This is a genomic window from Sutcliffiella horikoshii, assembly GCF_008180725.1.
GTDB lineage: Bacteria > Bacillota > Bacilli > Bacillales > Bacillaceae_I > Sutcliffiella_A > Sutcliffiella_A horikoshii_B.
In genome coordinates this window covers 1-15,026 of sequence record NZ_VTEV01000019.1, presented here as the reverse complement: position 1 = coordinate 15,026, position 15,026 = coordinate 1, and the positions used below count along the sequence as shown (strand labels likewise).

The 15,026-nt window shown below is 35.0% G+C and carries 12 protein-coding genes, 1 pseudogene and 1 other annotated feature; of the genes and pseudogenes, 5 read left to right on the top strand and 8 right to left on the bottom strand.

Annotation, left to right across the window (positions count from 1 at the left end; genetic code table 11):
* Window positions 1–137 (top strand): annotated as a pseudogene (locus FZC76_RS22700) (IS110 family transposase); the annotation flags it as partial.
* A 216-nt stretch (window positions 138–353) separates the two neighbouring features.
* On the opposite strand, the gene ileS reads toward FZC76_RS22700, so the two are convergent.
* The 6 genes from ileS to FZC76_RS22670 form a co-directional block, all read right to left on the bottom strand.
* Complete coding sequence (ileS, locus tag FZC76_RS22695; protein ID WP_148990373.1) at window positions 354–3,443, bottom strand: isoleucine--tRNA ligase; 3,090 nt, start codon at window positions 3,441–3,443, stop codon at window positions 354–356.
* A gap of 62 nt (window positions 3,444–3,505) precedes the next feature.
* Window positions 3,506–3,730 (bottom strand) — a binding site (T-box leader).
* A gap of 211 nt (window positions 3,731–3,941) precedes the next feature.
* The gene (locus FZC76_RS22690; protein ID WP_187442197.1) at window positions 3,942–4,505 is read right to left on the bottom strand and encodes a class I SAM-dependent methyltransferase; all 564 of its coding nucleotides are present in this window, start codon (window positions 4,503–4,505) and stop codon (window positions 3,942–3,944) included.
* A 185-nt stretch (window positions 4,506–4,690) separates the two neighbouring features.
* Window positions 4,691–5,131, bottom strand: a complete 441-nt coding sequence (locus FZC76_RS22685; protein ID WP_148990370.1) for a pyridoxamine 5'-phosphate oxidase family protein — start codon at window positions 5,129–5,131, stop codon at window positions 4,691–4,693.
* 64 nt (window positions 5,132–5,195) lie between these two features.
* A complete protein-coding gene (locus FZC76_RS22680; RefSeq protein WP_148990368.1) occupies window positions 5,196–5,918 on the bottom strand; it encodes a hypothetical protein in 723 nt (240 codons plus the stop codon).
* A 295-nt stretch (window positions 5,919–6,213) separates the two neighbouring features.
* Window positions 6,214–7,305, bottom strand: coding sequence for a serine hydrolase domain-containing protein (locus tag FZC76_RS22675; protein WP_148990366.1), 1,092 nt, complete (start codon window positions 7,303–7,305; stop codon window positions 6,214–6,216).
* 75 nt (window positions 7,306–7,380) lie between these two features.
* Window positions 7,381–7,923, bottom strand: coding sequence for a nucleotidyltransferase domain-containing protein (locus tag FZC76_RS22670; RefSeq protein WP_148990364.1), 543 nt, complete (start codon window positions 7,921–7,923; stop codon window positions 7,381–7,383).
* A gap of 521 nt (window positions 7,924–8,444) precedes the next feature.
* On the opposite strand from FZC76_RS22670, the gene FZC76_RS22665 reads away from it, so the two are divergent.
* From FZC76_RS22665 to FZC76_RS22650, 4 genes are all read left to right on the top strand, one after another.
* Window positions 8,445–9,047, top strand: a complete 603-nt coding sequence (locus FZC76_RS22665) for a sigma-70 family RNA polymerase sigma factor (RefSeq protein WP_148990363.1) — start codon at window positions 8,445–8,447, stop codon at window positions 9,045–9,047.
* 19 nt (window positions 9,048–9,066) lie between these two features.
* Window positions 9,067–9,285: a hypothetical protein gene (locus FZC76_RS22660; RefSeq protein ID WP_148990361.1), complete on the top strand. Its 219-nt coding sequence runs from the start codon at window positions 9,067–9,069 to the stop codon at window positions 9,283–9,285.
* A gap of 45 nt (window positions 9,286–9,330) precedes the next feature.
* Window positions 9,331–9,480, top strand: a complete 150-nt coding sequence (locus FZC76_RS22655; RefSeq protein WP_148990359.1) for a YvrJ family protein — start codon at window positions 9,331–9,333, stop codon at window positions 9,478–9,480.
* 246 nt (window positions 9,481–9,726) lie between these two features.
* Window positions 9,727–12,132 carry an N-acetylmuramoyl-L-alanine amidase family protein gene (locus FZC76_RS22650; protein WP_148990358.1) on the top strand — a complete coding sequence of 802 codons (2,406 nt, stop codon included), beginning with the start codon at window positions 9,727–9,729 and terminating at the stop codon, window positions 12,130–12,132.
* Between the two features lie 46 nt (window positions 12,133–12,178).
* On the opposite strand, the gene FZC76_RS22645 is transcribed toward FZC76_RS22650, so the two are convergent.
* On the bottom strand, window positions 12,179–12,748 hold the full coding sequence (locus tag FZC76_RS22645; protein ID WP_148990356.1) for a hypothetical protein: 570 nt from the start codon (window positions 12,746–12,748) through the stop codon (window positions 12,179–12,181).
* 638 nt (window positions 12,749–13,386) lie between these two features.
* On the bottom strand, window positions 13,387–14,583 hold the full coding sequence (locus FZC76_RS22640) for an MFS transporter (protein WP_081728169.1): 1,197 nt from the start codon (window positions 14,581–14,583) through the stop codon (window positions 13,387–13,389).
* Window positions 14,584–15,026: the final 443 nt, after the last annotated feature.

The following is a 15,026-nucleotide window of genomic DNA, read 5'->3' as shown; positions in this document are numbered from 1 at the left end:
AATTAAGAGAGTTTTACGATAAAAAACGCGATGAAGGTAAACCATATAGAGTAGCGATCATTGCATGTGCTAATAAGCTTTTACATCTGATTTATGCGCTTTTAAATAATAAAACAACCTTCCAAGAATTAGCTTAATAGCTATATTTAACAATGTAAAACAAAACCTTCCAAAAATAAAAAACTGGAAGGTTATTTGGCATACCCATTTTTAGTATATCATCTAATCTTTCATTTTTTTAATGAAAATTGTTGACAACTATTAGCTGGTTTTGTTGAATACCCTAGATATGAGGAAGTTCTGAAAAAAAAGAAAGAGTCTTGGAATTTACCAACAAGAATCTTTCATACTTTTTATTTACTTATTGCAACCTTGACTTGGTTAGTGCCAAGTGAGACTTCTTTCATATTTTCGGTATCTCCGATATTCAGGTTATTTACAAGAACATTCTTACGGATCATTTCTTCATTTTGTCTTATTGCGGTTTTAACTTCATTATCGCCATCTAGAAATAAGTCAACACGAAGGTCAATTGGCAAATCGAGTTTTTTTCGTTCATCTTGGATTGCACGGATTACTTCCCTTGCAAGCCCTTCTAAACGAAGATCTTCAGTAATGGTAGTATCCAGTACAACGTTAAAATACTGATTCCCCCCCATCGCTAAACCTGACTCGGCGAGTCTTTCCACAACGAGAAGGTCTAAAGGCACCTCTATTATTCCTGCACCAGTTGGAACCATCACTTTTTGAGCTTGAACGACTTTTGCAGCTTCTTCTTCAGATAATTTCTCTAAATATCCTTTAACCGTACTAATCTCTTTTCCTAGAACGGGTCCAGCCACTCGGAAATTCAGCTTTATATCATAACGGACTAGGTCGTCAGAGGTTTGTTTAACTAAAACTTTTTTCACATTGATTTCGTCTCTAATGATCTCGCTATACCTATCTAGGGCTTTCCCCATCTCGGGGTTAACCGGGATTACGACTAATTCAGAAAGTGGTTGCTTCGTTTTGATTGCTTCGGCATTCCGTACACCTCGTGCTAATTCTACCACTTGTAAAACCGCATCCATTTCCTTTTCTAACTTTGAATCTACTTCCTTTACAATTACTTTAGGAAAGTGAGTAAGGTGGACACTTTCTCCTGTCAAATTCAAGTGGATATCTTCCGCAAGGAACGGTATATATGGAGCTAGGAGTTGACTTGTACGTACCAGCACTTGATGAAGTGTATAGTATGCTGCTTTTTTGTTTTCCGTCATCCCCTCTTTCCAAAAGCGATCACGAGAACGTCGGATATACCAGTTACTAATTTCATCTACGTATGTTTCAAGTGCTTTTGCTGCCTTAGTAAAATCATATTCTTCCAAAGCTTCCGAAACAATTGCTGTTACACTATTTAAACGAGCTAAAACCCACCTGTCTAATAATGTTTTCTCACCAGTTTCTGTTTCATTGAATTGATAGCCATCTATGTTTGCGTATAAGGTATAAAAGCCGTGCATATTGACTAGCGTGTCAATTACTTTTGACTTCGCTTCTATAACCACACGTTCTGAGAATCGCTTATTATTCCAAGGAGCACTATCAGCCAGAAGCGCCCATCGGAACGCATCTGCCCCGAATTTATCCACCAAATCCATCGGGTTTAATGCATTCCCTTTGCTTTTTGACATTTTCCGTCCCTCTTCATCCAAGATATGGCCTGTTGATAATACACGTTTGTAAGGAACCTTTCCTGTAAACAAGGTTGATACGGCAAGCAGGCTATAGAACCATCCACGAGTCTGGTCTATCCCTTCACATATGACATCTGCCGGAAACTGCTGTTCGAATTTCTCTTTGTTTTCAAATGGATAATGATGCTGAGCGAAAGGCATGGAGCCACTATCGAACCAAACATCTATAACTTCTGAAACACGAGACATAGAACCTTTACATTTTTCGCACTCCAAATGAATCCGATCTACATATGGTTTATGAAGCTCAATTTCCTCGATATCACCTATTGCCCTTGCTTTAAGGTCCGCCTCACTATTCGGAGCATATTGATGTTCACAAGAATCGCAAATCCACACCGGAAGCGGAGTACCCCAATAGCGATTTCGTCCTATGTTCCAATCGACCATATTCTCCAAGAAGTTTCCAAAACGCCCATCCTTGATATGAGACGGATACCATTCCACTTTCTGGTTATTTTGCAAAAATTGAACCTTTAGTTCAGTTGTCTTGATGAACCAACTTTCGATAGCATAATATAGCAGTGGAGAATCACAACGCCAGCAGTGAGGATAACTATGTTCATATTTTTCTTTATAGAATAGAAGCCCTTCATTCGCTAAGTACTTTACAATATCTACATCGCAATCTTTTACGAAACGACCTGCAAAAGGACGAATATCTTTTGTATAAGTACCCTTTCCATCTACAACATTAAAAAAGGAAAGATCATGCTGTTTGACTAAGTTATAATCATCTTCCCCATATGCTGGAGCGATGTGGACAATCCCCGTTCCACTGTCTGCATTGACAAAATCGCCTTCCACAACAAAATGGCCGCGTTCTGGTTTCATGTAAGGGAACGGAGCAAGGTAGGTAACATTTTTAAATTCGCTACCTTTATGCGAAGAAATCACTTCAAAATCTTCTCCTAGATTCTTGCTGGCTAAATCTTCTGCAACGATAAAAATTTCTTCCCCCTTTTTAGCTCTAATATAAGTAAGCTCAGGGTTCACAGCAAGTGCGACATTGGCCGGAAGGGTCCATGGAGTAGTAGTCCAACCTAGGAAGTATTCATTTTCTTTATCTACTAGTTTAAATTTAGCTGTTGCTGAAAGATCTTTCACATCCTTGTATCCTTGTGCAACTTCATGAGAGCTCAATGTTGTTTGGCAACTTGGACAATAAGGAGTAACACGATGACCTTTATACAATAATTCCCGACGATGAAGATCACTTAAAATATACCAAACGCTTTCAATGTATTTATTTTGCAAAGTAACATATGGATCTTCCATATCAAGCCAATATCCTATGGATTCTGTAAAGTCCCTCCACTGTTTTTCATAATTAAACACACTGTTTTTACATTCCTCAATAAACTTTTCCACTCCATATGCTTCAATCTCTTGTTTCCCTGAAATCCCTAGTTGTTTTTCTACCTCGAGCTCAACAGGCAATCCATGCGTATCCCAGCCCCCCTTACGAAATACTTGATATCCAGACATTGTCTTATATCTAGCAACAAAGTCTTTAATGACTCGTCCAAGTACATGCCCTGCGTGCGGGAGCCCATTTGCTGTTGGAGGACCTTCATAAAACACAAAGGTTTCTGCTCCATCGCGATTTTCAATAGAACGATTAAATACATTTTCTTCTTTCCAGAAATTCTTGACTCTGTTCTCACGTTCCAAAGCTGCCTCTTTTGTATTCACATTACGCAATGAAATCACCTCATTAAACTTTTTTAGATAAAACAAAAAATCCGCCCCTGTATATAAAACTAAACAGGGACGGATTGAATCCGCGGTACCACCCATATTCCGTGATTTTCCTCACGGCACTTGGTAAACAAAACGGATAACGGCCGTTTACCGGTTCACCCTACAAAGTAATTTCAGGTAAACTTCTCGGAGATGATTTTCAACTAAAATATGTCATCGCATTTCCAGCTAACAGCGACTCTCTATAGACAGGGATTATAGCCTACTATTCTCGTCATCAAATAAAATAAATAATTTTCCAATATAATACAACGAAAGAGTTACTTTTGTCAAAGAAAATTCTGTAAATTTTTATAAAAACAAACTTTATTAAAACGAACATCTGCTTGAGTTTAAAGGGCGTTGATCTTCCTGGATAGCGCCCGATAACGGAAGACTAATGTTGAATTGGATCCTACCGACGATGACATAACTGGTTAGCGCCAGATAGTTTGATAACTACCGCTTAAATGCATCTAAAATTAATGATGGGAAAACAGGCTTTTCCCCTTGATTTCGCGGGTCATACTTTATTGAACGAAAGATAACACCATCGGCTCCATCCCACTTATTATGATGGAACTTACCCTCTTCATCACAATATTCAAGTAAATGAATCTCAAATCCTGCGGCTTCAAACATTTCCTTTAAAGTTATATAATTGTGAACTATTTTATGACTTGCTGCGGGATGGTCTTTAGGTCCTGGTCCACCGATTTTAACTATATTTTGATAGGAGTCATCTTGAAAATATGCATCAGGAACTGCACAGCGAATATATCCTTTTGGCTTTAGATACTTGTAACACATCTTTGCAGCTTCTTTACCTTCTTCATAAGTAAGGTGCTCCCAAACGTGTTCAGCCAAAATAGCTGTAATTGAATCAATATCGAATCTGTTATCCCAAGTATCTCTATCTAGTAAATTGAGTTCTTTCTCCTGTGTATGTATCCACCCTGGATTGTTATTATATTCCCCTGCACCAATCACTAGCTTAATGTCATTTTGTTCTATGGCCAACAGCTTCCACCTCTTAATTTCCTATTTACTTCTATATTTCTCTTTAGATTATTCAATCTCCTTCTGGAGCGAATCTGCAATAAACCATTTATTTTATTAATTTCTTCCAATAAGTTAACCAATGTTTTGTTCAAAACTGAAAATGAGCGCTGAATCCTTATTCCAGGATCGCGCCCGATCGTTGAATATTATCTATTGACGTTATATGATTGATCCCTAACTACTACAGTCTCAGGTACAAAACGAATGAAGACATTTTTGGGATCTTGATTTTTGAATCTAGAATCCCAGTCCTTTTCTTCTGAACCCAAATATTTTGCAAATAATCGTTTTGCTAAGTCAAAGTTAAATGGTTCTACGGTTGCTTTTCCTCTGAAACCTACATGTAATACCTTCCCTGTAGAAGGATCAAACTCAACAATACCGACGGCACATTTCGGATTTTTGTCTATTCTTATTGGAAAAGTATCTCCAGGAGTTCCTATAATCCAAAGGCATTTATCTTCCCAAAAAAACCACACCGGAGATTCCCTTGGTCCTTCCGATGAAGCCGTTGGTAGATGAGCAAATAATGGTTTTTTTAGGAATTCATCCAAATCAAAACTTCGTTTACCTCTTATAATCTCCATTTATTCCACCTCTCTATTACAGATTAGCGCCGTTTAGTTGAAGAAAGAACTAATGAATATTAGGTTACTTTCCAGTCTTTATAGCAGTTTCACTTATTATCAAAGCCAGCTTTAACCTGCCTAACCATTTTTCAGAATCACTAATAACCCTATTTAATCCATTGGTCTCTTCATGATATTCCAATCCTTCCACCTGAGCATAATCTACCTTCAAATTCGCCATTCTTTGAGCAATCATTGCCCATTCAGAATCAGTCATTCTTTCAAACGAATATTTATTGATGTATTCAGCGGCTTTTCTTGAAAATGAACATGCGCCAGCAGTGATGTCCACATCTAAACCCAGTTCAAGGGAACAAACTTTGTTGGTGATTTTCTCAGTTTCAATCCATTCAGGTGGGTGAGTATTCATAGCCCTTTCGGTACGTCCTAAAATAAGATAATCGTGATTCGGTAAAGTTGAAACAATCGTCTTTAATTCTTGCAAATGATTTTTACCCCAAGTTAAGAGCCTATCAAAGTCGCAGTAATGGTAAAATACACTATCCCCATTCAGTCCAAAATTCACAACTTCTCTCCTTGCCTCGGCTGCTCCTTTTTTGGGTATGATTTTTATAACAAATTTGCTGTTTTCTATTTCCTTAATCAACTCGATTGAAGATTCTTCACTGACCGTCAAAAACAATTCTTCATAAATATCCTCTAGCTCATTTTTAAGTTCCTTGAATAATCTTATGTTTTTCCCCTGAGGGTCGTGAGTAACTGTTAAGAGAGCTATTTTGGGCAAATCATCCACCTCTTAGTTATAATCTAAGCAAAAACTCGTAACTTAATATTTTTGATCCTACTTAACTAAACTACCAGATATCTTAATCCCAATTATTTCATAATTTATAAATCCCTAAAATATTTTTTCACCCTGGTAAAAATAAAACAAGCGCTGATCCTTGTTCCTGGATCGCGACCGATTGCATAAGATCTTTTGTTATTATCTTACTAAACTCTCCAGAATACTGAAGATTTTAATTAAGTTAACAGACCCGTTTCTAAGTGAGATTATTCACAAATTAAACACTCTAATATTAAGGATAAAAAATATCGACTATATTATCTGATAAAATTTGAAGAGGAGCATCACCTATATTACATAACATAACAAGTCCAAAGGTTTTAGCTGGTATCATGGATGCAAAACTACTAACTCCCGGATACCCTCCTGCATGTTCAATTACTTTTGTATCACGAAACTTTTTAATTTTCCAACCAAGTCCATAGCTTAACCCAGGCTCTCTTTGTGCAATCATAGAAAACATTTTACTTCTACTTAATTGACTAATGAACTTCTGTTCACTTCTCATTATTGCAATTAAATATTTTGCCATATCATTTGCAGTTGAATAGATAAATCCAACGGGTGCCCCTAACTGATTATTAGGAGTCGGTATTTTTATAAAGTCGCCTTTACTATATAAATAGTACTCATTCATATTATAAGATGAAACCTTTGAGGGGTTTATGTATGTATTATTCATGTTTAAGGGTTTCATTATATTTTCTGTTACATATTCTTCCCAGGTTAAACCACTTATTTTTTCTAATACATCAGCCAAAATTACGTATGCATCTGTACAATATAGCCATCCTTTACCTGGTTCATATGCTAAGTCAATATTTGAAAAATACTTTGTGATGTCTTCTCTGCTTTTTATTTTAGTAATGGTATCTTCAATGTTTGGACATTGTTTAAAAATAAATTGGTATTCTGGAAGATTTTTTGCGAATGTATATAAACCATTGTCTAGTAACGTCACAAGCCATATATTATCTGGGAAACCAGCAGTATGACTCAGTATGTGCTTAGAATTAATTTTATTATATCTACCGCTCTTTGTACTAAAATAAGGTAGATATTCAATAATAGGTGTATCTAAATTAAAATCAGTATTTTCTTCTAAATGTAACATTGCAATGGCAGTAATACTTTTTGAAATACTCATTATTGAACTGACTGTATCTTGTTGCATAGGTTTCTTTAATTCTATGTTTGAATAACCATAATCGAAAGTGAAAATACTCTCTCCATCAGATACTATATGTAAACTCAACCCAGGAATCTTATTCTCATTTATAAAGTTCTCAATAACCTGTTCTACTTTATGCAATGTCTCATGCATGGTCTAACCCCCTAAATATGTTTCTCAACATAATGTGAAATATCGAACAGAAACCCTCGCTAAAAAATTTAGCTACTAGCTTTTTTCGTTAATAATCTGATGAATAATTTCTATACTTTTATGGTCTTTAGGACGAAGTTTTCTTCCTGTTCCTTGTTCGTAAACTCTTTTCTCCTCAAGTAATTGGTATGGGTTAAGAACATTTATTGATATACCATGTACCGTATAGAGTTCCTTAGTTAAGGCATCTTTCCTCCATACCCAGTCGGGAAAACCGTTAGCGATTATTTTCCCCTCGTCCGAAAGCCTAACAAATACAAAACTCACATCAATATTATTCTTGAGGAAATCAGTTTGAAACTCACTAACTAGATTTTTTTGAAAACCAGCCTTTACAAGAGCCTGTTCCAACTGTTCACGATGTTCGATCCATGTAACTAAGTCAATATCTGAATGTGACCGTGTAATCCTTTCAAGTAAAAAATCTATCGCCCATCCACCTCGTAGCCACAAGCTCAAATTAAAAGATAAGCAAATTTCATTTATTTCTTGAAGTATATTTAACTGTAGTTTGCTCGTATTATTTTCATCATCTAATGTAATATCTTTAAAATCCATCCTCATCCACACCTTTAATGTAATACAACTTTACTATTGGTTTATTCTGCATGACTCTTGAAATAACCTTTTTGCTAACCTAACGCGTATTTCAGAATGTGGCTCTAAAATAAAATGAGCGCTGATCCAGTTCATGAATCGCGCCCTTTTGCGGAATATCGATGTTTATTTTATACGATTTAGAATTTAGATTTTAAAACCTTACAATTTTATTTTACAATCATCATTTCACTAGGTTCTCGATCATTTAACCGTCCTCCTAACAATATTAATAGCACCGTTAATTTACACCAATAGTAATTCTATATGAAACCCTCCCTCCTACCTTATTCCATGTATACAATTAGAACTATTTAAGTATTAAAGAAAAAGAGATTGGTGGTTCTTTTCCAGCTCCTAATCATTACTAATTGACAAATACTGATTAATTAATGCTAGAATATAAGAACAAACGTTCGTTTTTTGGTTGATTTTCTTTTGCTCTTCTTCACTTTAATAGTTAGAGGAATAAAGAATGGAGGTTGATTATTATTAAGAAGTACAGCAACTTAGAAGACTATATGAATCAAAACAGGGATTTTTTTTCACAGCCCATTGTAAAGGGCTTTTTTCAACAAGATTCCTCTCATGAAGAACTCCTCGAAAAAGCTATTATTCTAAAGGATGAAAATTCCAAGAGGAAGTTGGACTCTCTTTTTTTAAAGCATTTTTCACTTTATAGGCTGGTTAAATATATTGCAACACTATCCCACTTTTATTCAATTGATTTCGACAAAAGATTGAGGCAGGAAAAAATTCGATTCCCTGTGATTTTAGATAGGCCAATCGATGACTTGGAAAATGAATCTACTCTAGTGGACTTACTTATTTACGAACAACAAAAACCCTATGACATTGATATGGAAGTTGAAATTGATGTAATGGAAGTCATTGAAAATGACGAACTCTTCTTTGCTTTCAATAACTTAACCGAAAAAGAACGGCAAGTATTGCACCTAATAATTATTGAAAACAAAAAACAGGTAGACATTGCACGCTTATTTGACGAATCACCTCAAAATGTTGCTAAAACAAAGAAGCGAGCCTTAAAAAAAATACAAAGACAATTAAAAAACAATTCATAAACCAAAGGAGTCGGTATTTATGAACAATTTCGATGAAACTATTTTGATGCAAGCTTTATTTCTTGTTGAAAATAAAATAAAGAAATCCTCTCGAAATACGGATATAAACCACAGAGAGGATTTGGAGCAAGAAATAAAATTAAAAGTCGTGGAAGCAATTATTAATGGCAAAATTGGGTCTCCTCTTACGTTTTCTGAGTACAAGGAAAACTACGATAAACGTAAAACAGCAAGCTAACATTTAATTTGTGTTAGCTTTATGTATTTAAGGGGGGAAGAATTGATGGAAATGCCACTTATAGTTACTATACTAGGAAATTTTGGTTTCCCAGTCATGATTGCCATATACCTGCTTATTCGCTTTGAAAAAAGAATTGAAAACTTGACAGAAGCCATTACTAGGTTGCAGCAAGCAATGAAAAACAAATTATAAAATTTAAATCCAGGTTGATTTTATATCATCTTTTTCCTCTTTATATAGTAGCACGTGAGAAACATTCACATGCAATAACAACGGGGGAGGATTAACCACAAAAAAATAACAAGATAAGAACATTAGAAAAATGAAGTGGTCAAGCTGTTGTATGTTTAGTCTCTTGCTAATCAAGTTTAGAATCCAATTTCAAATTAGTATTTTTACTAATCCTAACATTAATTCAAAAAAGGAGTGCTTAATATTATGAATGTAGGTAAATATCTTAATTTAATGCCCCATATGACATCTTGGAGGGTATATATTCTTAATACATCACCGACTACAGGTAATGAAGTGGGAATGCTAGCACCTGCTAGCTTTGGAGGATTATCTTATCGTATTCTCAGTAATCCCAGTACTGACCTTTATACAATAAGAACTGAGAGTTTTGGTACTGTAAACATTTACGCTCCACAAGATCCAGACAGCTCCATAACAAATGTTGCAAGATTTGAAAATGACAGTGCTTTACTTTCAGGTCAATCTCGCTTTTTAAATCTTCAACCCCATATGGCATCATGGAGAGTTTATCCTTTGGGTGTAAATCCAGTTTCAGGAAATGAAGTGGGAAGTCTCGCCCCTTCAACATTTGGAGGATTATCTTATCGAATTATTGATGAGCCTTCAACAGACCTATTTTCAATACACACCGAGAGTTTTGGAAAAGTTAATATTTTTGCACCACCAGACCCAGACAGCAGCATTACAAGCACGCCGCAATTTTCTAACGGTGGAGATGTAGGGAGTACAGGAATTTCTTCTGGGCAATTTCTTAATTTATTACCTCATATGAGTTCTTGGAGAGTTTATCCACTTGGGGTTAGTACATCAGCAGGTAATGAAGTTGGGCAGCTTGCTCCTTCAAGGTTTGGCGGTCTTTCCTATGAAATATTAGGAAATCCAACTACAAATGTATACACCATTTTAACGGAAAGCTTCGGTAAAGTTAATATATTTGCTCCAGCTGATAATGATAGCTCTTTCTCAACTTACCCTGTTTATCTGGGTTCATCAGATGGTTCTTCCGGAGCTACACATGGAAACTATCTAAACTTAATGCCACATATTAGCTCTTGGAGAGTGTATCCTCTAGGTGTTCCTTTAGTTGCAGGCAATGAAGTTGGGCGATTGGCTCCTTCAAGATATGGAGGGCTTTCCTATAGAATTTTGGGAACTACAGGAGTTAACAGTTATACTATATCTACTGAAAGTTTTGGTAGAGTGAATATTTTCGCCCCTAGAGATGAAGATAGTCAGATTACTGCCATTCCATTGTTTGGGGAGTTTCAAAGCACTCCACCATCAAGTGGAAGTATTGGTATCCCAATTGTCTCTAATCCAAATGGAGTGAAAGTTTTCCTAGATGCTGGGCACGGAGGAAGCGATCCTGGTGCAAGTGGAAATGGATTAATCGAGAAGAGTATTAACTTAGAAATTACTCTAAAGGTAGGAGAAATACTATCACAACATGGAGCAAATGTTAGGTTCAGGAGAACGGGAGATAGTTATTCCAGTCTAGATAATATTGTATACTCAGCGAATAGTTGGGGGGCCAATTTATTTGTATCTATACATGGTAATGCGCTCAATAACTCTAGCGTAAGAGGGACAGAGGTTTTTACTTATAATGACACTCCAGCCACACGAAATCTAGCAGCTAATGTAGCTAGAAGTATATCCAATAATTTAGGAATTCCAAATAGGGGGGCGAAGGAAGATAATTTCCGAGTAATCACATATACTACCATGCCCTCTATTTTAGTAGAAACAGCCTTTTTATCAAATTCAAACGATGCCTATTTATTAAAAACTCGGGCTGATGATTTTGCAAGAGCAATAGCTAATGAAATAATTGTATATTTAGGATTAAATAATGAGCTACCTGAATTAACACCACTACAAAAAAGTCAGCTTATTCGAGAAAAGAGAATTGAATTATTACAGAATTTAAAAGAATCCCCACTCATTAAAGATGTACTACCTGACTATGAAATATTAAATTTGATTCCTAGTGGTGAATTTTGGAATGATAAAAGCGTAACAAGAGATTACGGGCATATGAAGGTTACAATTACATGCGCTTCTTTATTAAAAACACCTGGGAATGAAGATTCTGTTATCACTATTAGGAATGGTGAAGTTTATGATGGAGCAATAAAATTGCAGTTAGACAATGATATTAATGAATTTCAGAATATATTAGGACTAGAAGCTGAGGTTGGAACGGGTGGATTTTTTCTTCACAATAAAGTGAATAACGGAGAAATTATTACTTCCTCCGGGATGAATCTCGAGGGACAAATTGTGCTTAAACTAACAATGAATATGAGGGATTTTAGAATTCAAGGTGAACTAAAGAGCTCTCTAGCAGTAACTATTGAAGTCGTTATGGATCAAAAACACCCTAAATTATCAAATTACCTTTCAAATGATGTCCTGAAATTTTTGGCAGGCCTTACTACTACGGCAGTTGTTTCAGCTTATTCTTATAAAGCTATCATGGAAAATATGGGAGTCATTGTAAGAACGGCACCAAGTAGATTACTTTACTTAACTAGTTCTGTTTTAGATAAAATGAATGAAGAATTTAGAAAATATCAACCATATTAAAAACTAAAACCAATTTAAAAGAGAACAAATAAAATGCCTGCGCATTTTATTTGTTCTCTTCTATCAGTTGGGCGTTTTCTAATTCTGTTAAATACTGTATAATATGAGATAGGTTCTTTTTATAATACTTATCGCCTTTCTTCGGGACGAAAATTTTATTAGAATGTATTTTACTTCCTATGTAAATAAGATAATTTTCGCTAGTAGAAATTATTTTGATATGTTCTTCAAACAAGGGTATGCTTCTTTTATTTATAAGGATAATATTAAGATCTTTATCTAACATCATCTCAATCTTTTCCCCAGTTATTTCTTGATATTTTTCTTTCGCAATATCCAAAACCATCTTCTTGTATTTTTTTCTAAATTTAATTAATAATATAGTTGTAATTGTACCGTGTACTGCTAGTGCTAGTAAGTTTGCTAAAGCAAATTGTTCTGGTGTAAATTCTAACGATTTCGCATAAAGCATAATTGAAAAATACAGTACTATATTTATTATTATTATAGTAAAAACAGCTTTATACTTTTGGAATTTTAACGCTGGCATATTGCTAAAAAGTTGGATATAATCTTTTTCTTGGATTTCAAAGGTAATATCTACTTGTTTTTGCACAATACTCCCCCTATACGATTTTAATTATACTACCATCATATCGTAATTCTATAAAACTCGAAAGTGAAAAGATATCAATTATAAATTCTATCTAGTATACGCCATAAAAATAAGAGCTCTCATCCTTGTTATAGTTATAGATAATCTTATTTATATTAACGCTTTCGCTACTTCATTTCTTTTGACGTTCTTTAGCAAACGGCACTCCAACAATAATTAAACTTCTATAGGTTCCTTTGTATCTTAGTGAGGTTAAATAGCGACTGTCATTTCACTTAAATAATGCTATGACAGTTTACGCCTTATCTATCTTTATATTCACATAAAAATTCTGGAAGGCATGGCGTAAAATCAAAACAAAATGCCAGCCACCTAAACATAACTCAAAGCATGTAATGGGCAATGTGCAATATATCTACATATACGAATGTAATTGTATCAAATGAAATGCTTGGTATAAATGGATTAATTATTTTAAGTTTTTATCTAGAATACTGTGGTTCCTGTTTTTTGTTTTCAATTCTGGCTGTAAGCCCAATATACTTATTCCATATAATGCATTAAAATGAAAAATAGGCGCTGATCCTTGTTCCAGGAAAGCGCCCGATTGTTGAACATTCAACCTACGTTTTTGGCTTTTATGTATTTACTTCCTTCTGCATATTTTTACCACTATCTATCCTCGCGCTCTTAAAACTCCATGTACCAATGATAGTTGAAATGAATAATAAAGCTCCTGAAAACATATAGGCAAACTGTGCTCCAAACAAGTCAACGATTAAACCTATAAGAAAAATAGAAATAGAAAAGATTATTTGGTTTAATGTCGCACGTGAGGCAAAAACAGATGCTAATTCTTCTTTTTCTATTTCCTGTTGAATATAGCTTCTAGTAGAGATGCTCATTAGTTGGAAAAATGGCCCCATTATTACTACTAATACCAACCCTATAAACGAAATAGGAATGATACCGTAAGAGATTGTAAGAATAGCTAAACTAAATGAACTAATCAATATAGCTTTAATATAATTATTCTGTATTCGGTTTGCTACTTTCCATATGAATAGCCCACCAAGAATAGTTCCTGTAAAGTATGCGGCGTTAATATACCCCCACCATGACTCTCCCAGATTATAGACTTCTGTAACAAAAGCAAGAGTGACTGCACCTATCCAAACAGTACCTCCAAAACCATGAGTTATATCCATCAAAGTTATGGTTCTTAATTTGGGATGGGTGAACAAAACAGTCCAAGTCTTATAAAACACAGCATATCTCTTGGATTTTTTTAATGATCTCGTATCGGAGGGTATATTTGTTAATTTCAGAGAAATTAGAGAAATGGTTAAAAGGACAAATGAAATCATTAATAAAATGGTATCACCTAATTTGGCAATTAATACTCCCCCAAGTGTCCACCCAATTAATAGCAAAGTTTGGTCAGAGGTAGCTAAGAATGTATTAGCACGTACTAGAACGTTATTCTCTATTATTCTTGGGACAATTGCATTTTTAATAGGATTCGTTGCTGCATAGAATAATCCTAAAAAGAAATTGAGAACAAACAACAATACAATTGTGAAATTTGACAAATCTAGGTTAAAGAAAATAACCAATAATATAAAGATGATTAACTGGGATATTTGACTGAAATATAAGATCGCTTTTGATGAATAAAGCTTAGTTAACCCAGGTAAGAAAATCCCACATACAATCTGTGCAACAGTTGTAGTTAAAGTAACAGTGGAAGCGAGTGTTGCTGAGCCTGTTTCACTATATAGTATTGTAATGAACGTCATGGTGAAGAACGCAAAGCTTAACCTGCTGGAAGACATACTAATAACTAAATTATAAAATGATCGTGGCAGAAGACTACCTCCTTTACTCTCACTTCTATTTTAAAATCATTTTTTAAATACCAATTATTTCATAATATTTAAATTCCTACAATAGTTCATCCTACTCCCCAAAAAAGATAGCTGATCCTTGTTACAGGATTGCGCCCGATCGTAATATAAGTTTAACCAGTTTTTACTGGTTGAACTTTTTTTATTTGGTTTTATTATTGCGGTAGTCGGAGTAGAACGTAGCGCCCGTGGGACATGATCCCGTCCGCAAAACTGTTCACTCCCTACTTGTATAAGCATGTTTCAGGCTGGTTGGGACAAAGATCCCGTTTAACAAGCGAACCTATGACAGTACAAGCAGCTCTAGGGACAACCGACTAATTATATTTAAGAGGAGGAGATGATGATGAATCCAGTGGTAGGTCTGGATG